This window comes from Paenibacillus wenxiniae, from assembly GCF_039822605.1.
Classification (GTDB): Bacteria; Bacillota; Bacilli; order Paenibacillales; family Paenibacillaceae; genus Saccharibacillus; species Saccharibacillus wenxiniae.
Window position 1 is genome coordinate 526816 of sequence record NZ_JBCGUH010000001.1, and the last position, 26131, is coordinate 552946.

Genomic DNA, 26131 nt, shown 5'->3' on the forward strand with positions numbered 1-26131 from the left:
CACGACTGCGTTCCCATCGGTGCCATCCGAAATTTGGTAAAACGCTTACAAACTTGTAAAAAGGTTGTTTGCCGAATCCATCAAGCGATAATCATGTCCAGTCCCTGCTTACGGAACTGCCCTATCATAGATACGGATGTTCCCCCATCGGTAATGCAATAATCGATATCCGACAGATCTGCGAATTTGGCATAAGCAATACCGCCAATTTTGCTATGATCGGTCAGTAGAATCACCTGCTTGGAAATATCGATCATTTTACGTTTGATTGCGGCTTCGGTCAGATTCGGCGTTGTGATGCCTTCCTTAAGATGTAAGCCGTTTGTTGCCATAAATGCTTTGTCCACTCGGATCATATCGAGTGTGCGTTCTGCCATCGGCCCAACAAATGCCTGTGTATCCGGCCTGAGCAATCCGCCAATGATCGATAACTCGATGTTGCGACAATCCTTCAGTTCGCCCAGCACAATAACCGAATTGGTAATGACCCGAATGCCAGATCGACTGCGAAGCTCTCTTGCCAGCGGAAGTGTCGTTGTTCCTGAATCGAGTAAAATCGTATCTCCTTGATTCACCATTTCTGCTGCACGGCGTGCGATACGTTCCTTTTCCTCGCGATAGGAGTCTTCCTTATCTACCATATTCGGTTCAAAGTCAACACTCTGTAACGAGATTGCTCCACCATGCGTCCTCTTCAACAGCCGGCCATCTTCAAGTTCTTTCAGATCACGCCTGACTGTTGATTCCGAAACCTGAAACATTTCACCTAGCTCCTGAACCGATGCCCGTTGGTTTTGCTGCAAATACTCCACCATCTTATGCTTTCGTTCTTGCTCGAAAAGCATCGGGACATCACCACCTGTCTGTCAATTTGCTATATCATTATCCAACCTGTGATCGAGGCTGATCATGTATTATCGCTTCATGATTATTTATGATCGTTTGTGATCATCCTTGATTGATTATGATTATAATAACGCTTTCATGACTTGTCAATAACTTTATTTTTGACTTGAAAACAGGTGGGTAGTTCAGCGGCTTATGTATAGTATATCGTCTACAGATGATGTTATTTTTACAGTTTTTTTGTTAAAAAATTTATTTTTTTATCGATATTTTTGAAGTGCTTTGTGCTCGCTTATCCCTTGCCATGACTTCATTAGGAGCATTTTATACATATTATCTGAAAACAGACGAGCTAAATCTGCTGTTATGTTTTAATAACATTTGCAAAGATGGAATTGTTATCCTTATTGCTTGCATGTTACTGGCTAAAGATTGGTTTGATGATTCCATTATCTATGCACATATGATCACGACAAAACAATCATAAATGCGCATATATGCAAATATTAGCGTTTTTTTACTGCTCGATGATGCTCATCTGATCGTTAACCTGGCAATTCCCTATGCTAGCTTTATTCAATTTTACGAATATAAACAAAAAAAGAATGAATAACACTTGCTTGATGTATTGATTGATGTGTATAAGTTAAGTATACATCGATGTCATAAATTGTAAGCGTTACAACTTTAGCTCTAGTTAAAACGTTTATAAGATAGCTGCTTTCAGCAATGAATAGAAACAATGACGAAGCAGCGTCTCGATGCACAGCGATGTATCGTACAGCCAGACTACTGTATGTTGCTGCGCTGTAACTAAATATTCAAGGGGGTTATATGATGAACAGAAAGGGAAAAGATACGCAGCTAGCCATCCATTCCCGGTACGCACGAAAAAAGGTAGCTCGTCCACTTACGGCAGCCGTGCTAGCAGCAGTAATGCTCGGTACGGGTGTTGCTTTGCCATCTTCGCTACTACAGGGTGCCTATGCAGCGAGTAGCACAACTACAAGCGCCAAACAAGCAGTTAGCGCAAATACCGCACAGCGCTCGTACAATTTATTTTTACAACGTTTACAAAAGCCGAGTACACTCGGGCTGGCACGCGCGACGCTCGTTAATCGTATTAAACAATTCGATTCATATCGTGCCACTATTGCCGTATTGCAATTAGAAAATGCTTATATGAAGCATATGGATTATGCATCAAATTTAATTTACAAAGAATCGATTCAAGATGCGCTACTACGTAATTACAAAGCGAATATGACGATCAATCAAGCGGCAGCTACGCTGACGAACAAAGCCGACCGCGAGGCATTACAGCAACTCGGCGCTATGGGCTATGGACTGGAAACGAGTGAGGGTGTATTTTATCCGATCATTGATTATCCGGCATTCAGCACATTTTACAATTATATTCATGGCGACATTATAGACTACATCAACATTATGGCGGCTGAAGTCAAAGCGCCAACGTCGTATGATGCTGGAATCGTCATCTCACCGACGGAGCTGCTAAAGCGCGGACTGGCAACGGAAGCATTTTTGAATCGTTATCCTGTATCCAATCGGCGCACAGCGGTGGAAGATAATTATCGACTGATGAAGTTTTACATTTTTTACGGTTCCGACAACACGCCATTATTCGATCCGCAGACGCAGGAGATCGATCCGCTGTTTGAAGCGGGCTATCGCAAGTCGCTTAACAGTTACAGTGCTCAGCAGATTAAAAATAGCCGACTGTTAACCGATCTGTCTGATCTGCTCAAGCTCGTCGATCAAAATGGTGGCAAAGGGACAGACGCAGTCGAGCAATTTCTAAAGCAACGTGTCAGTGATTTATCATAGTGGATACGTCAACCTATATGGCAATACATCCAGCACTTGTGCGCTCGTATATTGTATAAGGGCGTGATCTAGTTGGAGCGCAGAGGTTTACACATTAGCGATATGTGTCCCCTGCGCTCTCTATTTTTTAGCTTAGTATTGATTCGTATCATCAGGTTGATATGATCTTGTGTTGCTCCATAACTTTTTCATCCTACCGTAATCTTTTTCGTACTATCGTTATTAAAGTTCGTTGTCTTCAATCCTATTTTCACATCATCTTAAGTGATAAATAAAAATCGTCCTGCTCCATTCACAAATATTTATCTATAAACTTTGCCTTGAAATGAATACTTTTGCTGTTTCGTCACACAAGCTATAATAAAGAAGTATTCAAACTAACTTACCAACTTACATAATTACATTATGCTATTTTTCCATTATCGTACAAAGGAGATCTATCTGTATGAAATTTAAACAACAAATTAGACAAACTACATCGCTTGCGCAATCAGGACGCACGGTTCGCCCACTCGCAACAGCGTTGCTGGCCGCCGCGCTATTTACTACAGGAGCCGTATTACCATCCTCCTTGTTGCACCATACAGATGCAACCAGCGCGGGTACGACTCCAGCCACGTCTAACTCGGCTGCCGCGCAAAAAGCGTACAACCTGTTCGTTCAGCAGCTACAAAAGCCCACCACACTGGCACAGGCGCGAGCTACACTGTTGAAATCCATTTCGCAATTTGATCGCTATCGCGCTACGATCGCTGTATTGCAACTAGAGAATGCTTACAACAAGCATCGTTCATTTGCCGATGATCTCATCTATTCATCAACTGTGCAACTTGCCCTGGAGAACGTATACAAGCCAGGCATGACGATGAAACAAGCGGCGGCAGCTGTCACAGGCAAAACCGCTCGTCAAGCGTTACAACAACTCAGTGACATGGGATACCGACTACAAACGGTGGAAGGCTCTTATTATCCCGATATTGATTATCCAGCGTTCAGCCCACTGCTACCTTATGTTACACCGGATATTCGTGATTATATGAATATTATGGCGACCGAAGCCAAAGCGCCAACGATGGATGACAATGGGATAATGATTACACCGACAGAACTGCTGAAACGCGGACTGATGATCGAGTCATTTGTGAACACGTATGCTACATCCAATCGCCGGGCAGAGATGGTGAGACAGTACAAAAATAGTCAGTTGAACATTTTTTATGGCGCTTTGAATACGCCTGTATTTGATGCTAATACGATGAAAATGAATTCGGAGTTTGAGGCGGATTATCGTAAAGTGCTGGCTGGCTATACTGCGGATCAGATTAAAAAGAGCGTTATCCTTACCGATTTATCCGCTTTATTCCAGCTGCTCAAGCAAACGAATGGCAAGCAACCCGACCAAGTAAAACAATTTCTGAACCAGCGACTTGGGCAAGGCAAACCGTTTTAATATGAAAGATGTTGATCCGATGTTCATCTGTTCGCTCCGATTGAAATCAGGTCGGGCAAGTAAATGGATAAAGGCTTGTATTGGCTCAGTTTAATTAAAATGATGTCAATAATCGTTTACAGGTGTGGATGTAGAGAGCTGTTGTTATATGTTAGACATAACTGGAATATGGCTGTCCTGCCTCCACTGTACTGTGAGTAGTTCACACGCTTGAAAAGCCGCCTTTAAGTAAGGCGGCTTTTGGTATACGTATTCCATTTATCCATTTGTATAGCGATACATTCAGTCTGGTATGGAGGTTGATCCGCCAGTACAACAGATGGTCAAATCATGTTCTGCATATCCGATTGTCCGCCGGATGCTCAGCTCATGTTCAATCTATCTTATCGTCCGCCGGATGCTCAGCTCATGTTCTGCATATCTGGTCGTCTGCCGGATGCTCAGCTCATGTTCAATCTATCTTATCGTCCGCCGAATGCTCAGCTCATGTTCTGCATATCCGATCGTCTGCCGGACGCTCAGCTCATGTTCAATCTATCTTATCGTCCGCCGAATGCTCAGCTCATGTTCTGCATAGCATAGTTTAGCGGCATCTATTTGTAACTAAATCGGTATGAACTTGCCTATTCTGACTCGCCTTGTCGTTGAATCTTACGTTCTGTATGACAGATGAACGGTCGAGTTCAACTTTTGTTGCTATAGCATAATGAAACTACAGACTCCATTAGATTTGCTCTTTCAGTACGAGCAATCCAGCGGCAGCGGCTGGCCAGCCCCCATAAAAGGCCAGATGCGTCATCGCAGCCGCAAGCTCAGTATCGTTCAATCCATTTTGCCTAGCCAGGTTAATATGATATGGCAATTGACCGGTATGACGACCTGTAACGAGTGCGGCGATGGTGAGTAAACTGCGTTCACGCGGACTTAACTCCGGATTCTGCCATAGATCGCCAAACAATACGTCTTCGCTATAGCGTGCAAAATCAGGCGCTAATTCACCGTATACCTGCTGAACATCAGATGCTGGCGGCGCATCTGCCTGTTTGTGCGAATGCGTGGGCGGTGTAGATGCAACAGAACAATGCTCGTCGTTCGCCTGCGACGTTGCAGTCCTTAAAAATTCTACCTGAGCATGTGCATCATTCGTGTGCATTATAGCAGTCTGAGCCTGATCTATACGATCGTATACTGCATCCGTACAACTATGTTCTCGCTGAATCATCTGCGCCTGTCCATTACCAAAACTCCAATTGTCCAGCCCTGTCTCTACCAGCACGATAAACACATCCTGCTGACGTACACCCGCCTGCTGCTCCAATAGCTCCGCAGCCCGCTTATAAAACGCCTGCTTTTGCTCTACACTGCGCCCTGAACCGAGCGTGATCTGAATGTATAACAATTGATCGCTACGCTTCACATCGAGATATTGATCATCATACATAAACTGTTCTGGCGCATGCGCATGAAACACCTGAAAATAATCTTAATCCGGCACTTGAAAATGTTCCTGTAATGCCTGCATTAATCCATCGCTGATCTGCTTTAATTGCTCGCCTGTATACACTTGCTGCTGATAACCTGTTCTTATAAAAGGCATATCGGTTGTCTCCTATCTGCGTTGTAAATGTACTTCAGTAGCTTTAGCTTTAGCTTTAGCTTTAGCTTTATCTCTATCTCTATCTCTATCTCTATCTCTATAAATAAGTGTACAGCGCTCTACTTCATTCGTATAATTGAAAATAATGAATAATGAATTCAATTTATCGAATGGAGATCATAGTATGGATTTAAAAGAATTGACAACCTTTCGGACGGTCATTCAGGAAGGTACGTTCTCACGCGCAGCGGATAAGTTACATTATGCACAATCCACCGTGACGAATCAGATTCAACGGTTGGAAAAAGAGCTGGGCATCCAGCTATTCAAGCGCGGATGGGATGCGGAGTTGACCGCAGCAGGTAAAATTTATGCAGCTGAGGTTGACCATCTGATTGCTCACTGGCAATATGTGCGCGATCAGGCACAGCAGTTACAGCAGGAAGAACGCGGGGTGTTACGAATCGGCATGATTGAGAGCACGTGCACTACATTACTGCCCGTGGTCATGCAGCGCTTTTCCCAGCATAAACCAGGGATTCAATGCGAGCTGACGATCGGCAATACCGATGCTTTAGCACAATTGTTGCGCGATGGACGAATCGAGCTGGCGATATGCGGTGAGCCGCCTGTTATCGATTTGTTACATTTTGAGCCGCTATATGAAGAACGAATCGTGTTTATCGTGCATGAGCAGCACCCGTTAGCACAGAAGGACAGTCTTACACCGGATGATGTACAGCAGTATTCACTCACCGTAGGTGGTCGAAGCTGTCTGTATCATTTGCAATTGGAAAAAGAACTCGCCAGGTTCAAGTTGCAACCTTTTACGCATACGATTAGTCAGCTGTCTGCTGTACCGCTACTTGCTACCGCCACAGGCAGCATCGGTGTCGTACTGAACTCCACCCCATTGAATGAGCAGATGGTACAGCTAGCATTCCCACTAGCAGAGCCGTTACTGCGCATCGGTATGCTTGTATCGCGTGAACAGAGCTATTTGCCATTATCACGCCGTTTATTGATGGATATCGTACGTAAGGAAGCTGGAGAAAGGCTGGGGGAATAGGAAGAGAGCCGATCGGTGTCGCTGGAGCAGTAAGCAGTAGATTCAGTGATCCGTTGCTGGTAGATTCAATGTTGTTTATCGTACTGTGAACACCCTGAATCCATTGCTTACAGTCACCATATACATAGGATCAATAAGCGTGTGATATCATTCTGTCGTTCGCTTGCCTTCTTTATCTTCTGTTCGTATCCTATGCGATTGGCTCGTTTCACTTGCGATTTTTAAGCAAAATGGTAATATCCTCTGCCGACTCCTGCATCCCTCTCGCAAACCATTCCTCAATCCAGCCAAACAATCCATAAGAGAAATAAGCCGCTACATAAGCACCAAAGTTAGGATACTCCGGCTTAGGCCCATACAGTGTTTTTAGCACCTCTTTGAGCAAATGAAATAAATTACGTTGACTGAGTAACAGATAGAAATCCCCATGCTTGCTAAAATGCGCAAATAAGCTTCCAAGCATCTCCTCTTCTGATTTTTTATCACTATTCTCATACTCCACATGCCAGCCCAGAATCAATGTATTAATATACTCTCGCAGCACATCCTCCTTTTCGGTATAGTTTCGGTAAAATGAGATCCGACTGACCTCTGCTGCCGCAACGAGATGGCTAATCGATATTGCTTTAAGCTCATTTGTCCTCAAAAGATTAAGCATTGCATCGGTAATTTGCTGCTTCACATACGTGTTTTTCACTGTGGAATCTGCCATGTTACATTTACTCCTTTATGTACCATTTTCGTCCATTATATTGTGCATCAGCTGTACAGATGCTACATTCGTTGTACCAAATGATACATTTGTAACATTGATTAAGTCAATGCAAATGATCGATACCAAAGGAGTCTGGACAGATGACTATTATGCAAAAACGCATCATTCTACTAACGATCATCGTCATTGTAGCTGCCGTTTCGGGACGGCTTGCCGTAAGAGCGGCTTTGAATGTTTTACTTGGCGGTACGATGTTTGGAGGTAACTTTTTATGAAAGTTGAACAAAAAGACAGGAGAACATGGTTATGGGGTTGTATTTATGTCGGCGCCTTTATTGTTGTATTCGCCATTTCAGTCATTATCAAAATGACATACAATCCGCTATCCGGCGAAATGAACGTAAATTGGAACGATTCGGTCGGTCGTATGTATACAGATATCGCTTATGGCGATCAGGAGAAGAACAAGTTTGATCTATACGTTCCTGCGGATCATACGAAAAAAAGCTATGGTCTTGTCGTTTATTTGCATGCAGGCGGCTTCACAGGCGGTGACAAAAGTGATGATATTAATATGCTAAAATGGCTCACTTCCAAAGGCTATGTTGCCGCAGGCATTAACTATACCCTTCGTGACGAGAAACATCCTACAGCTAGCGTTGATACGATGTCTCAGGAGATCAAAAAAAGTATGCCTATCGTCAAAGCCGAAGCGCAGAAATTAGGCTATCCTCTTGATCGGATGGCTATTGCTGGCGGCTCGGCAGGTGGAACACTGGCATTATTGTATGCATATCGGGATGCAGACACCTCTCCAATTCCAGTCAAAATGGTATATGAGATGGTCGGCCCACCCAGCTTTTTCCCGCAAGATTGGATAAGTTATGGGCTGGATCAAAATCCAGCAGCAGCGGCAGGTTTGTTCAGTGTAATGTCCGGTCATGTCATTACACCCGATATGATTGGAACCGAACGCTACAAAGAAGCTGTGAAAGGTATTTCTCCTTATATGTGGATCAACGCGAACTCTGTTCCTACACTGGCAGGTTATGGACGATATGATAAGATAGCGCCATTTGGAGCGGTCAAACACCTGATTAACGCATTAAACGAACATCATGTTCCCTATGACTATTTCGAGTTTCCACATTCAGGACATGGCCTGCAAAACGATAATAAAATCTATGCTCAATATATGGATAAGCTTAATGAATACCTGGATCGATATATGGGCAGTTAATCAACGATAAAGGACAATGAATCTATGAAACGTTTACTTAAAATATTATTAACGATATTCATCTCGCTTGTTGTGATCATTGCAGGATTATGGGCGTTCATTTCATATCGTAGCTCCCATTATTTCGACTTTGTCACTACCGATAAACCGATCGAAGCGAAATATACAGCGCCAGGTCCACATGAAGTTTCATATGTTGAATTTGATGCAGACAACGTGGTGTTCAAAAATTACGACGTGTGGTATCCTTCCGACATCAAACAAAGCACTTCTCCTGTTCCACTCATTGTTATTGCGAATGGCACAGGTAGTACAGCTTTAACTTACAAAGCTATTTTTAAACATTTAGCTTCATGGGGCTTTATTGTTGTGGGTAATGCAGATGAGAATTCCAGAACCGGTGCATCTTCGGCAGCGAGTTTAAATTTTATGCTTCGTCTAAATCAAGATCAGCAAAGCAATTTTTATGGCAAAATCGATACGGATCATATCGGTATTACCGGACATTCACAGGGCGGTGTAGCTGTCATCAACGCTGTCACTCAGCAGCAAAATGGTCATTATTACAAAGCGATGTTTACGGCAAGCGCTACATCCAGCTTCTGGGGGCAAAAAAATCAATTGGGAGAGGATTGGAGTTATGATGTCACCAAAGTCAATATCCCCTATTTTATGGTGGCCGGCACCGGAGCTTTTGATGCAGGAACAGCCACAGATATAAGCGCCCAAAAAGGGCAGGGAATCGCCCCTCTCTGGTCGTTGAATACGAATTATGCGCATATTCCCGATTCTGTAACTAAAGTTATGGCAAGGCGAGTACATGCAGATCACGGTGATATGATGACTCATGCCGATGCTTACATGATAGCGTGGTTTATGTACTGGCTTCAAAACGATCAACAAGCTGGAAATGCCTTTTTTGGTAAGAACGCGGAAATTTTGACCAATGCGAACTGGCAAAATATTCGTAAAAATAATTAACGATCTACTTTATGTAATACGATAGCTTCACCACTGCATCTGACGTAATATCTATTCAACCTGCTACGAAAATGATTAAAAATTTCTCTGCACAAAAAAGGTTATCCTTAATGGATACCTTTTTTTGTGTATTACACTATAGTTCATCATTTCTGAGGTGAAGTGTTATATTGACCTTACCCTACAATCCCCATTAAAAATCCATCATACCCCTTCTCGCCTACCGTCTGGATCGTCGTCACATGCCGCAGTCTTGGTTCCGCATGAATGACATCGTAAAATGTTCTCACGCCATGTATACGTGGATCGGTGCTATGCGGGTCGATGATCTCCCCCTCACGTACAACATTATCAGCAAAAATAATCGTACCTGGATGCGAGAAATGTAATGCCCATTTTAAATAAGCAGGATTATTCGGTTTGTCCGCATCGATGAAAATAAAGTCAAATGGCTCAACCTGATCGTCTGCCAGCTGCTGCAATTGTACAAGCGCTTCACCAGTACGCTGCTCAATACGTTCGTACACACCTGCTTGCTCAAAGTTAATTCGGGCGACAGCCGCATGATTTTCTTCTAGCTCTAACGTAACGATCTGTCCATCCTGTGGTAATGCCTGCGCCATCCAGATCGTACTGTAGCCGCCTAATGTGCCAATTTCCAGCACACGTCGTGTGCCTGACATCATAATCAATTGCTGAAGCAATGCTCCCTGTGCAGGCGATACATCGATCGGTGGTAGGTTTGCTTTTCGGTTGCGCTGTAAAATCTGTTCAAACAGACCGTGATTGAGATGAAGACGTTCATTTACATATTGATCTACTTCGTACCATTGCTGCTGTGCTGGATTCATATTTCGTTGTGCATGGGTCATAATCGTTCACGCTCCTGTTCATAGTAGGCGACGATGGGTGATCATTGATATTGAACTGTAGCTCTATGATGATAGATACTAGATCATTATGGCTGTGAATGATCGTGCTGGGCGATGGCTACCCCATCATTAAATTCAGAAGACACTTATAATAATGAAGTTAATATCGAGCTAGCTTTTATTAAATTAACCTTTGCATCGATCTGTACATCGTCTGCCTCTAAACCAAGCATAATCCTTTTGATTCGATAAATATAATATATCTTTATGCGCTAATCATAACTTTAATGTATGATTTAACTATAGGATGGAGCTATTGGAGTTTAGGATCATGAAAGGAGATTCGGATGAATCTACATGGTTTGCGGTTATTTTATACGATTGCGACGACAGGCAGTGTAACCGGGGCAGCAGCGTTGTTGACGATCAGTCAGCCTGCCATTACAGCACAGGTGAAGCGATTGGAGCAGGAGTTAGGTGTTCAACTTCTACAACCTGCCGGAAGAGGGATTCGCCTTACCTCAGCAGGTGAGACCATTTATGAAATGGCTACCCGTCTGTTTGCAGTCGAGCGACAAATCGAGCAATTTTGTATAGAAAGCGGTCAGGGTACGATCGGTTCGATTTCACTTGCCGCTACATACTTGCCGGCGCATTTTCTGTTACCCGGCTGGCTGGCGCGTTTTAAGCAACAATTTGAGCAGATTGAATTGACGATTCATACGACGAATTCTTCGGATGCACTGCGTATGCTGACCGATGGGCAGGTCGATCTGGCGATTTATGGTGGAGTCACCGAACGGGAAACAGAATGGATTCAAACAGAAGAACTATTTCGCGATGAGCTATGGTTTGTCGTCTCCCCCGAACATCATCTCGCCAATCGTCATGTTTCGCTGGCAGAGATGATGGCAGAGCCTTTTATTATGCGTGAGCAGGGCAGTTCAACGAGAGAGCGCCTGTTATCTCTCTGTCGCACGCATAATTTGCCTGCACCACGAATTGCACTGCAATTTAACGGCCTGTATGAAGCGATTCAAGCGGTCATTGCAGGCTATGGCGCTAACTTTGTCTCTGCCCTGATCGTGCGTGATGAGGTGAAACGGGGGACGTTATGTCGTGTGTATGTAGATGAAGTACAGCTGTATAATACGATTGCCGTTTGTTTGCGTAAAGGGGAAACGCCACGTGCGGCGGCAGGACATTTTATCGATAGGATTCGCCATCATATCAAACAAAAGGATCTTTTAACTAATTAGTTAAAAGATCCTTTTTACTTATTCAACTACCAGCTTCATATTTTCCATCTTATTGGCTGCGGGAGAAATTTGCGATAGTGTATAGGTATACGTTAAACGCATTCCTTTGTTGGCAAAATGGGCTTGCGCTATTGTTTCTTTAACTTTTGCACTCCCAATATTATTTAAAAATAAGGTGATACCTACTACAGGATGAATGGATGCTATTTGTTGAACAGTAGCTCCCCAATTCGAATTCAATTCTTTATACATGGTGTGTACTTCTTGAGGACTATAACGATAACTAACATCAAAAGGGACTCCATATTCTGGAACTTCAATAGCCGCTTTACTTACATGGGTTAAACTAGCTGGAGTAGCTAACGTAGCAGTTCCCGCTAGTGTAAAACAGCATGAGAAAATGATGAATGATTTTTTTAAACTATGGTTCATGAGTTAGTTTCCTCCTATTCATTTTTTGGTAAGTCATTTTATTACCCTTTTGAGTATGTTCAAAACAGGATAGCAATAAAAAAAGCTTCAAATAACACAGTAAAATAACTGTATTATTTGAAGCTTAAAGTTAACTATTAGCTATTTATTTGACGATCACTTTTTTCCAAATACCTAAAATCAAACCAGCTATGACGGCACCAATTAAAACAGCAAGTAAAAATAAAGCTGCTGCAACCAAACTACCGTTGTTAGCTAATGCAGCGACAAAAATACCGCCGTGAGGTGCAGGAATATTTAGGTGCCACAGCTGCGTCAAACCGCCAGCTACTGCGGAACCGATAATGCAAGAAGTCAGAATACGCAATGGATCAGCTGCTGCGAATGGAATCGCACCTTCTGTAATAAAGGACAGACCGAGTACATAGTTAGTCAGACCAGACTTGCGCTCTTGCTCGGTAAATTTATTTTTGAAAAATGTGGTTGCCAGTGCGATCGCCAGTGGTGGCACCATACCGCCTGCCATAACCGCTGCCATCATCATACCGTTTGTGTTGCCGCTCGATGTGAACACACCGATCGCGAATGTGTATGCCGCTTTGTTAAATGGACCACCCATATCGATCGACATCATACCGCCCAGAATCAGACCGAGAATAACCGCGTTGCCTGTACCCAGGTTGTTCAGTACGTTCACGAGCCATGTGTTAATACCACCAAAGATCGGATCAAAGATAAAGTACATAATCGTACCGGTAATAAGCAAACCAAGTACCGGATAGAGCAGGATCGGTTTCAAACCGTCAATCGCTTTTGGCAAGCCTTTGAGCAGCTTACGCAGGAAGATCACGACATAACCAGCCAGGAAACCGGCAGCCAGACCGCCGAGGAAACCAGCGTTTGAATGCACGGCCATCAGACCGCCGACCATACCAGGCATGAGGGCTGGACGATCACCGATACTCATGGCAATGAAACCAGCAAGGATCGGAATTAGGAAGAAGAATGCGCCGTCACCGCCACCGATCGTTTGCAGCAGTTTGACGAGTGCATTGTCCTGACCAAGCGTTTGCTCAAGCAGGAACGAAACAGCCAGCAAAATACCGCCGCCGACAACGAATGGCAGCATATGCGAAATACCATTCATCAAGTCTTTGTAAATTTTGCTACCTACGCTTACTCTTTCGCCAGAGCTTTCTTCACCATTCGCGGCTTGACCGGAGCTACGATAGACCGGTGCTTCACCGTTCATCGCTTTACGGATCAGTTCTTCCGGTTTACGGATACCGTCACTTACCGGTCTTTGCAATACCGGTTTGCCATCAAAACGATCCATTTCAACTTTTTTGTCAGCAGCGACGATAACTCCGCTCGCACGGCGAATTTCATCAGCAGTTAGCGGCGTACCTGCGCCTTCGGAACCGTTCGTTTCGACGCGAATCGCTACGCCCATCTCCTGTGCTTTTTTGATTAAAGCATCTTCTGCCATGAACGTATGCGCGATACCGGTTGGACATGCGGTTACGGCAACGACGAATGGCTCAGCACCTTCGCCGCCTGTGAGTGAAGCTGTCGCTTCCTGCTCGCGTGCATTTGCCTTTTGTTGTTCGGCTTCTTTAGCCGCTTTGGCCGCTTGCTTGGCTTCTTCCTTTGCATCGGCTTCCGCTTGCTTCTCATCGAACAGAGCAGCAACTTCGTCCGGTGTCGTTGTGTTCATCAATTGCGCGATGAAATCGCTATCAATGAGCAGCTTGGACAAAGCAGCCAGTGTGCGCAAATGCGTATTGGCAGCGCCTTCTGGAGCAGCAATCATAAAGAATAGATGAGCAGGCTCACCATCGAGCGATTCATATTCAACACCCGGTGTGCTTTTTGCAAACACAACGGTTGGTTCGTTGACTGCTTTTGTTTTGGCGTGAGGCATAGCGATACCGCCGCCGATACCTGTGCTCGATTCTCCCTCACGTTTCAGGATCATTTCTTTGAACAGGATCGGATCATTGATACGACCGCTCGATGTCAGGCTGGCAATCAGCTCGTCGATTGCCGCTTCCTTGCTAACCGCTTGCAGGTCCATGATCATAACTTCCTTGATCATCAGATCAGTAATTCTCATTGTGTACACTCCCTTGATCTCAATCACCGCGGGCTGCTGCGCTTCAGCATCCAGCCCCGGTGTGGATGGATTACGATATAGTTATAAACGTGTGATCGTCACTTGTGGCAACAGCTCATCAATCTTCGCACGATCTGCCAGATCATCGGAAAATGCCGTTGCACTTCCGGATGCTACGCCTGTACGGAACGCTTCCAATGGATCATTGCTCAGTACCAGTGTGCCAACAAAACCGCCAATCATCGAATCGCCTGCACCGACCGAGTTTTTCACCTGACCTTTAGGCACATTCGCATGGTAGACTTCATCTTTTGTCACCAGCAATGCACCGTCGCCAGCCATCGAAATAAGTACATGCTTCGCACCAAGTTCAAGCAGTTTACGGCCATGAGCAATCAGCTCTTCACGGCTATTGATTTCGGTTTCAAACAGCTCGGACAGCTCGTGATGATTCGGCTTCACCAGCAATGGGCCGTGAGGCAGTGCTTGCAACAATGCCTTGCCTGTCGTATCGATCACGAATTCGGCACCTTTCTCCTTACATACAGCAATCAGACGATCATAGAAGTCACCACCGAGTGAAGGGGGAACGCTACCGGATAGTACAAGCACATCGCCTTGTTGTAGCACGGATAGCTTGTTTACCAGTTGATCCGCTTCCTCTGTACTGATTGCCGGACCCAGACCGTTAATCTCCGTTTCGTCACCATGCTTTAGCTTTACATTAATCCGCGTATCATCGCCAATAAATACAAAGTCCGTCGCAATCTGATCCTGTTTCAGCTTGTCATCAATATAATGACCTGTAAATCCGCCAAGAAAGCCGATAGCTGTATTTTGCGCGCCCAGCTGGTTAAGAATACGGGATACATTGATCCCTTTTCCGCCTGGAAGCTTCAAATCACGTTTCATTCGGTTCAATTCACCAAGCTTCAGTTCGTCAACTTCCACGATGTAATCGATAGAAGGGTTGAGTGTTACGGTGTAGATCATGTTTATCCCTCGATTATCTTAGTTTTATTCAAAATGGACGGACGAGAATATTCCGGTACCGATTCGGTAATTAGCACAGCCTCCTGCAACTCCAGCAGCCTGGCAAAGGTCACCTCGCCGATCTTGCTCGAATCTGCCAGCACATACGTATGGGCTGCCAGCTCATGAGCACGCCGTTTGATCATTGCTTCCTCCGGGTCAGGTGTCGTGTAGCCCATTTCAGCATCCACGCCATTGGCCCCTAAAAAGCAACGGTCAAACCGGAAATTGTCCATACTTTGTAGCGCCATACTGCCTACGACGGCTTTGGTATGCAATTTCATCAACCCGCCGAGCAGATAGCTGCGAATTCGTTTGTTCACAAGTGCATCGACATGAGATAGTCCATTTGTAACGACGGTAATATCTTTTGCTTCGATATATGGAATCATTGCTAGCGTTGTCGTACCTGCATCCAGATAGATACATTCGCCATCCTCAATCTCATGGGAGGCTAGACGAGCAATTATACTTTTTTCTTGAACGTTTGTGAAGGTTTTTTCTTCCATGCCAGGTTCCTGATTTTTCGGATGCAGCAATGTCGCTCCACCGTGGATACGCCTGAGCAGTTGTCTTGCTTCCAGATCGATCAAATCACGCCGTATCGTTGATTCTGAAGCACCAGACACATCGACCAGTTCTTGTAATTTCACAATACCGCGTTCCTGTAAGCGCTCTATAATCAGGTTGTAACGTTCCTCTGTAAGCATATTCATTCCCCCAACTGCTCTATATACTACCACAAACCTAACAAAAAACAATCACTCTCCTTCAAAATAATCCAAAAAGTTTCAACAGTCGACGAATTTCGTTCACAAATTGGATGAGGCTGGTAAAATAAATGAGGGAATGAACGATTTGCTCTCTTTTTTACTTATCGGTTTTTTCGCAGAAACGATTACAGTATTTTACAGAAAAAAAAGAAGCCGATCCAAACGCGATGGTAAGTAGTCGCGTGGATCGGCTTCTCGTGTGTAATTGGAGCATCTACATAATTTTTTGCTGAGTCGTTATCATAACCAACTCATGTGTTTAAGATTAAGAAACGTATAGGTTAAGAAGCGAAATGAGACAAAGGAATTGCACAGATCAGGCTAGTACATGATATAGGCTAAATGATACAGCGTAGCTAAATTTTTTAAGAACCGACCGATCCGTTTAAAGTATTCTTGGTGCTCTTGGTGCTCTTGGTGCTCTTGGTGCTCTTGGTGCTCTTGGTGCTCTTGGTGCTCTTGGTGCTCTTGGTGCTCTTGGTGCTCTTGGTGCTCTTGGTGCTCTTGGTGCTCTTACGCTACAAGCTATACCATTCTATTCCACTGATCGATAACGTGGCTCTATACAGTATAGTGGTGCAGATTCCACACGGATGACCCAGCCGGGCGATAACACCTGTTGCAAGCGCTGAAACTGCGTGTCTGTAAGGGTGACATGAATCGCTTCCTGTCCCTCTTCCAGCAACATCTCTGGCTCGACGTTAAAAGCAACATGCAGCCAGCTACGCAATCCGCGAATCGTATTGTATTTAATCTGGTAACCATACTGCACAGCCTGACGATACAGTTCGGGTTGTGCATTGGCTAGCGCTGCCAGTTCGGTATAATCCCATTCGTATTCACTCGTATCGAGCGGAAGCGGCTCCAGTGAGCCAATTTCTACTAGTTGCTGCTCTGACCAGCCACGGCTGCGCAGCGATTCCAGTAATAGAGCATCCCATTGTGACAACTTCACTTGCTGTGCAGGTTCCGATTGGACGATATCATTCATAGCATAAGCACCCTTTCTTCCATTTTTGTATACCGATCTCATTTATAATCAAATGCAACAAAGTGCCCCGGACTAATTTCTTCCAGTGGAGCAGCCTGTTTATCATTGCGAATAGTCGTAAATCCATCGGGACGAATGCGTTCTGCCACTTTAGCCGGATCGGTTTCCAAAATAGACGAAAGCAGCGCCCGTGTATACGGATGCTGTGGATTCTCATATAGCTCATCGCTATTTGCCACCTCCACAAGGCGTCCACCATACATCACACCAATTCGATCGGAAATATGGCGTACCATCGACAGATCATGCGCGATAAATAGATACGTTAAGCCGAATTCTCCCTGCAAATCCTCCAGCATATTCACAACCTGTGCCTGTACAGACACATCCAACGCTGAGATCGGTTCATCACAGACGATAAATTCCGGTCGTACCGATAGCGCACGAGCGATAGAAATCCGCTGTCGTTGTCCGCCGCTGAATTCATGCGGATACCGATACAGATGATCCCGATGGAGTCCTACCTTTTCAAGCAGATCAGCAATCCGATCTTTGCGTTCTCCGGCATCACCCATCCCATGAATCTTCATCGGCTCACTAATCAGCTCCAGCACATTCAGATTCGGATTCAGTGACGAATACGGGTCTTGAAAAATCGATTGAATACGCCGCCGAAATGGCTTGAGCGCCTTCTCACTAAGTCCACCAAGTGGCTGACCGGCAAAGGTCACTTCGCCATCGGTGTAATCATACAGTCGTAGCAGGCAGCGTCCGACGGTAGACTTGCCACTGCCCGACTCACCGACCAGACCAAATGTCTCGCCACGACGAATATGAAAATGAACACCGTCCACGGCACGCTGTACGCCTGTCGGTTGTCCACGCCAATTGCGCCCATGTACAAAATGCTTTTTCAAATTGTGCACATCCACCAGAATATCACTCATGATGTTCGACTCCTTCCGCTGCGAGTTTGTGATCGTGATCGCCTGCTATCGCAGCTTCATGAGATAACCAGCACATCGAGTAATGCCCCGGCTCTGTCTCGGTCATTGGCGGCATCTGTGTACAACTTGCAAACACATGCGGGCAACGTTCGGCAAATGGACACCCTGCCGGCGGATGCAGTAGATTTGGCGGTGTACCTTCAATCGGTACGAGCCGTTCACGCGAACCACTGCCGCGTTGGGGTAGTGAACGCAATAATCCTTGCGTATACGGATGCTGTGGACGGTAGAAAATATCCTCTACACGCCCTTCCTCCATAATTAAGCCGCCATACATAACGATCACACGCGTACATACCTGTGCAACGACACCCAGATCATGAGTGATCAGTACAATAGCAGTATCTGAACGCTGTTTTAAACTTTTGAACAGATCCAGAATTTGTGCTTGAATCGTAGCATCAAGCGCAGTCGTTGGCTCGTCGGCAATGAGCAGATCAGGCTGACATGATAATGCCATCGCAATCATGACGCGCTGGCGCATCCCGCCGCTGAATTCATGCGGATATTGCCGCAATCGTGTTTTGGCATCGGAGATACCGACCTCCTGTAGCAGTCGCTCCGCCTCCTGATTCGCCTGCTGACGATCCAGACCACGGTGACGGCGAAGCACTTCGGTTAACTGCTGACCGATACGTTTCAGCGGATTGAGCGAGGTCATCGGATCTTGAAAGATCATCGAGATTCGGTTTCCGCGTAGCTTGCGCCATTCCTTTTCTGTCCATGCCAGACAATCCTGTCCACGAAATCGAATACTGCCAGCGGTAATCTGACCTGGTGGCGAGATCAAAGACATGATGGAACGAGCCGTGACGCTTTTGCCGCTGCCAGACTCGCCGACGATGCCAAGTGTCTCCCCTTTATCCACATGAAAATGAATACCGCGTACTGCCTGATTGTCTCCATCACGTGTCGCAAAGGAAACGGTTAAATTTTCCACGCTGAGCAGGCGTTCTGTCATAATCCATCCCCCCTATCTTCGATCCAGCTTCGGCTCCAAACCGACGCGCAAAATATCGCCCAGCACATTAAAGCTGAGCACGGTCAACAAAATAAGCAAGCCCGGAAATAGCGCCATATACGGCGCCTGAGCAATATATCCCTGCGCGCTGTTCAGCATACTGCCCCATGTCGCATTCGGCGGCTGTACACCAAATCCGAGAAAGCTCAGCGACGATTCCATCATAATGGCGGAAGCGATATTGTTCGTCGCCCCGACAATAATGACCGGAATCAGTCCTGGCAAAATATGATGCCAGATCATCCCACCGCCACCTTGACCGGAGGCACGTGCATACAGCACATACTCCCGTTCTTTAATACTCATCGTCTCGGCACGCACGATGCGCGCTACATTCATCCACATGAGCAGCGCAATAATAACAATAATATTGCCCACACTCGGCTTCAAAAATACACTGAGCAACAGCAGAATAAGAAACGATGGAATCGACGAAATAACGTCCAGTGCACGCATAAGCAAGCTATCTAGCCAGCCGCCAAAATAGCCACTAATGACCCCAACCGCTACACCGAGGGCAGTCGCCATAATCATCGAAGCAAAACCGACCAGTAGCGAGATACGTCCGCCATACAGCGCACGGGCAAAATAATCACGTCCATAATCATCTGTACCAAACCAGTGTGTACTATCAGGCGTACCAAACGGTTTGCCCGCATTCATCAGATTCGGATCATAAGGGGACAAAAAAGCAAAAATTGCGCCAAGTGTTAACACAATCAGCACAAACAGGGCAGCTAGACCGGGCTTACTGCTCCAAAGCTCCCGTTTCAAATGGTTCCATTTACTACGATTCATCCCGTCACCCCTTTGCCTTCATACGCGGATCTACAATGGCGTATAAAATATCTGCCGCCAGATTGCCCAGAATGAGCAGTAAAGACGAGAATAAAGTAATCCCCATAATGATCGGATAATCCATCCCGCGCACCGCAGTCATTCCGAGCGAACCGATCCCTGGCCACGAAAATACCGTTTCCGTTACAATCGCCCCTGCGACCAGATCGCCCATCGACATGCCGAGTAACGTAATGATCGGTAGCAGTACATGCTTGACCACATGGCGAAACAGAATCGTCCATTTATTTGAACCAAACGCATACTGAATTTGCACATAATCTTCTTTTAGCTGACCGATCGTACTGGAACGAATGTAGCGCAAATACCCTGCCAAAAAGCCAAATGCTAGCACCGAGCAAGGTAAAATTCCATGACGTATCACATCGCCGACCGATTCCTCGCCAATCGTCCGCATCCCCATACTCGGTAACAACGATAATTTGATGGCAAAAATATAAATCAATAAAATCGCCAGCCAGAATAGCGGTACAGAAATACCGATATAAGCGATTAAATTAATGATTTTATCGATCCAGCGATTACGATTCGCCCCCGCAATCAAGCCGAGCGGAATCGCCAGCAACACAGCAATCGCTATCGCGCTTCCCATTAGCCCGGCGGTTGCAGGCAATCGCTCTACAATCTGACCGAGCACCGGCTGATGATTTACTAGCGAATAGCCCAGATCGCCCTGTAATAGCTGTTTTAGCCATAACCCGTATTGCACATACGCAGGACGGTCGAGACCCAGATTGTGGCGAATGCGTTCGATATCATCAGCATGCATATTCGGCGTCACAAACGACAGCACCGGATCACCCGGTGCCAGCTTGATCATGGCAAAGCAGACAATAGAAACAAAAAATAATAACGGTATCGTTTGCAGCAATCGGCGGATAATCATTTGCCTCATGTTCCGCAGCTCCCTTCACCACAACAAATAAGCCGGGAAACCGGCTTATTTGCTGCTTTCATTATGAACATGGACTTTTATTGTTTTTGATAGATTTTGGACAGGTCTTCAAAAATAACGACCGGTTTCAATACCGCTTGATCCAAGCCACCATAATTTTTGGAGATCGCTACGATCGTTTTGGTGTATGCAATTGGATAGATTGGCGCATCTTCGGCAATGATCGTTTGCAGTTGTTTGTAAATCTCTGCACGTTTGCTTGCATCGCCTTCCCCTGCACCCTGTTCAAACAGCTTGTCCACCTGTGGATTCGAATAATGAGTATAGTTGGATGAAGATCCGGTTGTGAACAGAATACGGTACGCATCCGGGTCATAGCCCATAATGTAGCCGCTCAGTGCCAGCTCATAATCTGTCGCTTTGCCATCTACAAATTTCTGACCAAATGCGGTCGAGTCCATATTTTGCAATTCAACCTCAATGCCGATTTCTTTCAGCTTTTGCTGTACATAGAGCGAGACGGCTTCCTGCACTTTGTTGCCGGACTGTACGATCATACGCAGTTTCAGATTGCTAATACCTTGCTGCGCGAGAATCTGCTTCGCTTTGGCGGCATCATTGTCATAGGTCGGTACATCGTTAGTCTGGTACAAGCCATCCGGTGTTTCAAATGAATGCGCCGGGTCTGCATATTGATCCGATGTATAGGCTGTCTGAATCAGTTCCTGACGATTCAGCGCATAGCCGATAGCCTGACGAACTTCTTTTTTAGCGAGCACCCCGGTATCGCTCTTCTCATTGAACAGCAGATAAGCAAGGCGGCCTTCACTATACGATTGGATATCAAAATTGCCAGTCGCCTGAATCGTTGCTACATCGCGTGGATCGAGATATTGCACATTGATCTCGCCATTTTGCAACGCCAGATTTGCGGCATTCGCATCCTTCGCAATCCGATAAGTGACACTATCGAGATGTGGCTTACCGCCAAAATATTGATCAAAACGATCCAATGTCACGTATTCGCCAGTTTTATACTCTTTAAATTTGAATGGACCCGATCCGATCGGATTATTGTTTTTGCTGCTCTTTTCCAGATCGGTTTCACCTGCAAAAATATGTTTTGGAATCGGCGAAACTTGTACAAGTGAAGCTTCAAATGCCGGACTCACCTGCGGCAACTTGAACGCTACGGTCAAATCGTCGACTTTGGACACCTGTACCGGCTTGTTGTTAATAATAAAACCAGCACGCAGGAAGCTGTTTTGCTTTTCATCCAGAATGCTGTTAATGGTAAATACAACATCGTCAGCTGTCAGCTTTTGTCCATCATGCCAGGTCAGGTTCTTTTTCAGTTTGAGTGTATATGTAAGTTGGTCAGCGGAAGGCTCCAGGCTGTCAGCTAGATAAAACGTCTTTTTGCCATTGTTCACTTGAAATAATGGTGCGTATAGCGCCTGATCAATCGTTAAGCTCACACGATCGCCTGCATAAAGTGGATTTAAAATGACCGGATCTGCGGCTACGCCGATAATCAAACTGCCACCATCTTTCGGTGTTCCGCTATCCGCTGTCGACGAGCCAGTTGACGTGCTCGTTGATGTTGCTGTAGAACTACTATTATTGCCAGAGCAAGCTGCCAGCAATACGGTAAACAGCATCATAATAACTAAACTTTTAAATTTCGTACTCATTTTCTGTATCCCCCATCTGTAATAGTTGCTATCTTGTTTTGTATACTCTGTATAGTATATCGGTTTACTAGGAATTTCAACGCTTTAAATTTACCTTATATGGCATTATTTATGATGAGCAGCTCTAGGGGCTTGTATTTTGTTTGAGTTTCGTTTGTATTACGATTGCATTTCGCGCTTGCATTCGTTTGTATTTCGCTTGATTGCGCTTTTAATTTATTTGAATTTTATTGGCATTGTACTGTTATTCCAGCGTGGTGTTTTACTTATATTCGAGTAGGATCAAGACACAACTCTCATTTACTCGTTCACAACACAAAGTCAACAGCTGGATTTGCCCGTTCATGACAAAAAACTGTCAATAGCAGGCAAACCGTATGCCCACCATTGGCAGTCTATATGCACCATCATCACAATGTTCGTCATCCAATCCGAGCCATCATACTGCTATCCAGCAGGCTACTCATTACAGCCGTGCCTTGTATTCAAAATAACTAAAATCCGCATAACTGCTTTTAAACTGATACATATCATGAACGGCTATCCCGACAAAGTTACCCGTAAAACCGCCGGACAAAAAGGAAATATCCTCTTCCCCGTATAGCGGATTCCACTCTTCCTCTGCTACTTCCTGTGCTTCACCATCCGTCGTCTGGTAATAAAAACGAGCTGTCGTATCATGCACATCCACTGCTAGATGAATCATTTGATGCTCATCGATCGCCAGCTCCGCAGGATACACGTAAAATTGATCCGCAGCACAGCGCATCAATCGCAGCACTTTGCCATGATCGTCACGAGTCACACAGGCATATAAATAATTCTCATCATTCAAATAGAGCACCAGTCCGGCCATTTGCAAATATTGCTGTGGATCATATTGCAGTGCAGTTTCTGCTCGAAAACGATGATGCCGCTGACGCATAGCAACGATATGGTGGTTGAATAGACTCTGAATCGATTCACCACCATATAGCCGCAAATAACCTGGACGCTGCAATAACGAGCACCAATCGTCCTGTACTAGAATGCGCAGTGTATTCCATTCGGGATGCAGCTCGTTTGAAGTAAATGAATCGCGGAATACAAAGGTAGAGTCTACTTGATGGCTGTCGTGCATCTGCGTTAATAGAGACGAAGACGCACGAGTGTTTATATCTGCATTTATACTTGTGTCTGTATGCGTAAGAGTATGAGCAAGAACAAGTTCATTTCCATTCTTATTGTTATGACCGTTTACGTTATCGCGATCATCACGATCTATATTACCGTTATCGCCACTATTACTATTACTATTACTATTACTATTACTATTACTATTACTATTCACATTTCGATCTGCATTGCTATGTTCGTCACTATCATCCCCATCTTCCGGTGCAGACACTTCCAACTGTGCCAGTACACCGCCACCACGCAAACGCAACCAGCCTTCCGCATCCCAGTACACTTGCTGAATCGCCGTTTCCCGTCCAAGAATCGCATACTTTCCTTCCAGCGGCCGTGTACACAGATGAGCCATATACCATTGTCCGCTCGGTGTTTCCACCAGACTGGCGTGACCTGTGCATTGCAGCGGCCATTCGGGATGCTGACTGGAGGTCATCATCGGATAATGGGGATCGACTTCATATGGTCCCAGTAAAGTTTGCGAGCGCGCAACCGTTACCGCATGACCTGTGCCTGTACCACCTTCAGCCGTGATCAAATAATAATAGCCATTATGCTTGTACATATGGGGCGCTTCGGTCTTTTTCAGATCGGTACAATCAAATAGCTTGATCGGTTCACCGATTAAACGTTGTTGCTGGGCATCGTACTCCTGAATCACAATACCGCTCGATTTATTGCCCTCGGTAATGCGATAATCCCACAATGCGTTAAGCACCCATTTGCGCCCATCATCGTCATGAAATAACGATGGATCAAAGCCGCTGCTATTCACATAGACAGGTTCCGACCACGGCCCACGAATATCGGTAGCCGTCATGATGTAATTATGCGCATCTTTGAATGGACGACGTGTACTTTTCACATCTGTATACGCCAGGTAAAATAGTCCATCCGCATAGCTAAGCTGCGGCGCCCAGATGCTACCGTTTTTCGGATTGCCCTGTAGCTGCACCTGATCGGTTACAATATCGGTGCAATGCGACCAGTTGATCAGATCAGTCGACTCGTACACCCGCACACCGGGCAGCCATTCAAATGACGATACCGCGATATAGTACGTATGCTGTACCCGAATCATACACGGATCAGGGTTAAAGCCTGGCAGCACCGGATTGCGAATTATAGCTCGCTGAGATGATTCCCTTGTAGCTTTAGCTTTAGCTGTGTCAGTATAATCGGATGCTGTGTGTGTTTCTTTATTATTTATAGACATATGAATTTTCCTCCCAGAACACATCGCCGCCGAATACAGTTCGGCGATCCCATTGTTCCACACCATCTGCCAGACAATCTGCCCAGTCGACACGCGTGTTGCGTAGCTCATGCGCATGTTCTGGATCATATTCCTGATACACGACTGTACGCTCATTGTCCCGATTGTCCCAATTATGCCAGCCTGCCGGATCAATATGCTCACCCAGACGACATTTCACCCAGACGGTGCGCGCATATTCACGCCACGGTCGTCCTAAAAAAACAGGCGTCATGTTTTCATCGCCCGTCAGCCAGCAGCTATGAAACACATAGCCAAACGGTTGTCCCTGCGGTGTGGATGCTGCCGTAACATATGTAGGCTGATTATCATAATGACGTAAACTATGAATATGACAGTGCTCAAAATAAGCTGTCGCCCCACCAAAAATAAAATCAACCGTACCTTCGATATAACAATTCACATACAGCTGGCGATACTGATCATGCTTGTGCCGAATCTCTGCTCCGCCAAATTTGGCGCGTTCTTTCGGCTTCGGTGGCAATGGGCCGGTGAACAGCGTGTCTTGATGCGCACGCAGCGTACAATTTTGGATCACAGCACGATCGCAGTATGCGGTTAGCGCCACCGCTTGCCCGATGCCTTCACCCTGGCCTGCTGTATTGCTAATAATAAGATTGTCAATCAGCAGATCGCTACCACCAAGAAATACAGTCGGCGTCCCAAACGTTCCGATCTCCTCGCCCTGTTCATTGTGCTGAAGCGCATGGCGACTTCGTGTAATCTCCACTCGCCCGATGCCACATACACGCAGATTGGAATTGTGGATAATGACACACTCTTCATACACGCCTTCCAGAATGAAAATCGTATCGCGTTCCCGTGCTTCCGAGTAGACTTCTTTACGATCCAGCACATCTACCGCTTCCTGAATTGAATGATAATCGCAAAAAGAAGCTTTCCCTACAATTAGCTCCATCGTCTGTCCACGCGCCTTTCCTATTTACAGATACCGCCCGTTTCCTGCAATTTGGCAGAACAAACGGACG

The 26131-nt window shown here is 45.5% G+C and carries 24 protein-coding genes; 8 read left to right on the top strand and 16 right to left on the bottom strand.

Annotated elements, in window-relative coordinates:
- Window positions 1–80: 80 nt before the first annotated feature.
- Window positions 81–845: a DeoR/GlpR family DNA-binding transcription regulator gene (locus AAHF22_RS02265; RefSeq protein ID WP_347323339.1), complete on the bottom strand. Its 765-nt coding sequence runs from the start codon at window positions 843–845 to the stop codon at window positions 81–83.
- 838 nt (window positions 846–1683) lie between these two features.
- Here AAHF22_RS02265 and AAHF22_RS02270 point away from each other — a divergent pair.
- The 3 genes from AAHF22_RS02270 to AAHF22_RS02280 all read left to right on the top strand — a co-directional run bounded on the left by AAHF22_RS02270 (window position 1684) and on the right by AAHF22_RS02280 (window position 4726).
- The gene (locus AAHF22_RS02270; RefSeq protein ID WP_347323340.1) at window positions 1684–2694 is read left to right on the top strand and encodes a hypothetical protein; all 1011 of its coding nucleotides are present in this window, start codon (window positions 1684–1686) and stop codon (window positions 2692–2694) included.
- A gap of 445 nt (window positions 2695–3139) precedes the next feature.
- A complete protein-coding gene (locus AAHF22_RS02275) occupies window positions 3140–4144 on the top strand; it encodes a hypothetical protein (protein WP_347323341.1) in 1005 nt (334 codons plus the stop codon).
- A 330-nt stretch (window positions 4145–4474) separates the two neighbouring features.
- Window positions 4475–4726, top strand: a complete 252-nt coding sequence (locus AAHF22_RS02280; protein ID WP_347323342.1) for a hypothetical protein — start codon at window positions 4475–4477, stop codon at window positions 4724–4726.
- Between the two features lie 142 nt (window positions 4727–4868).
- On the opposite strand, the gene AAHF22_RS02285 is transcribed toward AAHF22_RS02280, so the two are convergent.
- Window positions 4869–5615: a tautomerase family protein gene (locus AAHF22_RS02285; protein WP_347323343.1), complete on the bottom strand. Its 747-nt coding sequence runs from the start codon at window positions 5613–5615 to the stop codon at window positions 4869–4871.
- Between the two features lie 310 nt (window positions 5616–5925).
- Here AAHF22_RS02285 and AAHF22_RS02290 point away from each other — a divergent pair, with 310 nt between their 5' ends.
- Entirely contained in the window at window positions 5926–6810 is an 885-nt protein-coding gene (locus AAHF22_RS02290; RefSeq protein ID WP_347323344.1) for a LysR family transcriptional regulator, read from the top strand.
- Window positions 6811–7018: 208 nt separating this feature from the next.
- Here the strand turns inward: AAHF22_RS02290 and AAHF22_RS02295 are convergent, their stop codons facing one another.
- Window positions 7019–7522, bottom strand: coding sequence for a TetR/AcrR family transcriptional regulator (locus tag AAHF22_RS02295; RefSeq protein WP_347323345.1), 504 nt, complete (start codon window positions 7520–7522; stop codon window positions 7019–7021).
- A 143-nt stretch (window positions 7523–7665) separates the two neighbouring features.
- Here AAHF22_RS02295 and AAHF22_RS02300 point away from each other — a divergent pair, with 143 nt between their 5' ends.
- The 3 genes from AAHF22_RS02300 to AAHF22_RS02310 are packed head-to-tail and all read left to right on the top strand — an operon-like array spanning window position 7666 to window position 9746.
- Window positions 7666–7800: a hypothetical protein gene (locus AAHF22_RS02300; RefSeq protein ID WP_347323346.1), complete on the top strand. Its 135-nt coding sequence runs from the start codon at window positions 7666–7668 to the stop codon at window positions 7798–7800.
- A complete protein-coding gene (locus AAHF22_RS02305) occupies window positions 7797–8765 on the top strand; it encodes an alpha/beta hydrolase (RefSeq protein WP_347323347.1) in 969 nt (322 codons plus the stop codon). Before AAHF22_RS02300 ends, AAHF22_RS02305 begins: the two co-directional genes overlap by 4 nt.
- A 24-nt stretch (window positions 8766–8789) precedes the next feature.
- Complete coding sequence (locus tag AAHF22_RS02310) at window positions 8790–9746, top strand: poly(ethylene terephthalate) hydrolase family protein (protein ID WP_347323348.1); 957 nt, start codon at window positions 8790–8792, stop codon at window positions 9744–9746.
- A 176-nt stretch (window positions 9747–9922) separates the two neighbouring features.
- Here the strand turns inward: AAHF22_RS02310 and AAHF22_RS02315 are convergent, their stop codons facing one another.
- The gene (locus AAHF22_RS02315; protein ID WP_347323349.1) at window positions 9923–10618 is read right to left on the bottom strand and encodes an O-methyltransferase; all 696 of its coding nucleotides are present in this window, start codon (window positions 10616–10618) and stop codon (window positions 9923–9925) included.
- A 347-nt stretch (window positions 10619–10965) separates the two neighbouring features.
- Between AAHF22_RS02315 and AAHF22_RS02320 the strand changes: the two genes are divergently transcribed.
- Window positions 10966–11877, top strand: coding sequence for a LysR family transcriptional regulator (locus AAHF22_RS02320; RefSeq protein ID WP_347323350.1), 912 nt, complete (start codon window positions 10966–10968; stop codon window positions 11875–11877).
- Between the two features lie 18 nt (window positions 11878–11895).
- Here AAHF22_RS02320 and AAHF22_RS02325 read toward each other — a convergent pair whose 3' ends face one another.
- The 12 genes from AAHF22_RS02325 to AAHF22_RS02380 all read right to left on the bottom strand — a co-directional run bounded on the left by AAHF22_RS02325 (window position 11896) and on the right by AAHF22_RS02380 (window position 26061).
- The gene (locus tag AAHF22_RS02325) at window positions 11896–12309 is read right to left on the bottom strand and encodes a hypothetical protein (RefSeq protein ID WP_347323351.1); all 414 of its coding nucleotides are present in this window, start codon (window positions 12307–12309) and stop codon (window positions 11896–11898) included.
- Window positions 12310–12454: 145 nt separating this feature from the next.
- Complete coding sequence (locus tag AAHF22_RS02330) at window positions 12455–14425, bottom strand: PTS fructose transporter subunit IIABC (RefSeq protein ID WP_347323352.1); 1971 nt, start codon at window positions 14423–14425, stop codon at window positions 12455–12457.
- Window positions 14426–14506: 81 nt separating this feature from the next.
- A complete protein-coding gene (gene pfkB / locus AAHF22_RS02335) occupies window positions 14507–15418 on the bottom strand; it encodes a 1-phosphofructokinase (protein WP_347323353.1) in 912 nt (303 codons plus the stop codon).
- 2 nt (window positions 15419–15420) lie between these two features.
- On the bottom strand, window positions 15421–16167 hold the full coding sequence (locus AAHF22_RS02340) for a DeoR/GlpR family DNA-binding transcription regulator (protein WP_347323354.1): 747 nt from the start codon (window positions 16165–16167) through the stop codon (window positions 15421–15423).
- A 598-nt stretch (window positions 16168–16765) separates the two neighbouring features.
- Entirely contained in the window at window positions 16766–17221 is a 456-nt protein-coding gene (locus AAHF22_RS02345) for a hypothetical protein (RefSeq protein ID WP_347323355.1), read from the bottom strand.
- 38 nt (window positions 17222–17259) lie between these two features.
- Window positions 17260–18168: an ABC transporter ATP-binding protein gene (locus AAHF22_RS02350; protein ID WP_347323356.1), complete on the bottom strand. Its 909-nt coding sequence runs from the start codon at window positions 18166–18168 to the stop codon at window positions 17260–17262.
- Window positions 18161–19189 carry an ABC transporter ATP-binding protein gene (locus AAHF22_RS02355; RefSeq protein ID WP_347323357.1) on the bottom strand — a complete coding sequence of 343 codons (1029 nt, stop codon included), beginning with the start codon at window positions 19187–19189 and terminating at the stop codon, window positions 18161–18163. The genes AAHF22_RS02350 and AAHF22_RS02355 overlap by 8 nt, the downstream gene beginning before the upstream one ends.
- Before the next feature lie 12 nt (window positions 19190–19201).
- Complete coding sequence (locus tag AAHF22_RS02360; protein ID WP_347323358.1) at window positions 19202–20047, bottom strand: ABC transporter permease; 846 nt, start codon at window positions 20045–20047, stop codon at window positions 19202–19204.
- A 4-nt stretch (window positions 20048–20051) separates the two neighbouring features.
- Window positions 20052–21002 carry an ABC transporter permease gene (locus AAHF22_RS02365; RefSeq protein ID WP_347323359.1) on the bottom strand — a complete coding sequence of 317 codons (951 nt, stop codon included), beginning with the start codon at window positions 21000–21002 and terminating at the stop codon, window positions 20052–20054.
- A gap of 77 nt (window positions 21003–21079) precedes the next feature.
- Window positions 21080–22696 (bottom strand): ABC transporter substrate-binding protein, encoded by a 1617-nt coding sequence (locus AAHF22_RS02370; RefSeq protein WP_347323360.1) that lies wholly within the window; start codon window positions 22694–22696, stop codon window positions 21080–21082.
- A gap of 466 nt (window positions 22697–23162) precedes the next feature.
- On the bottom strand, window positions 23163–25082 hold the full coding sequence (locus AAHF22_RS02375; RefSeq protein ID WP_347323361.1) for a glycoside hydrolase family 43 protein: 1920 nt from the start codon (window positions 25080–25082) through the stop codon (window positions 23163–23165).
- Window positions 25069–26061 (bottom strand): pectinesterase family protein, encoded by a 993-nt coding sequence (locus AAHF22_RS02380; protein ID WP_347323362.1) that lies wholly within the window; start codon window positions 26059–26061, stop codon window positions 25069–25071. Before AAHF22_RS02380 ends, AAHF22_RS02375 begins: the two co-directional genes overlap by 14 nt.
- Window positions 26062–26131: the final 70 nt, after the last annotated feature.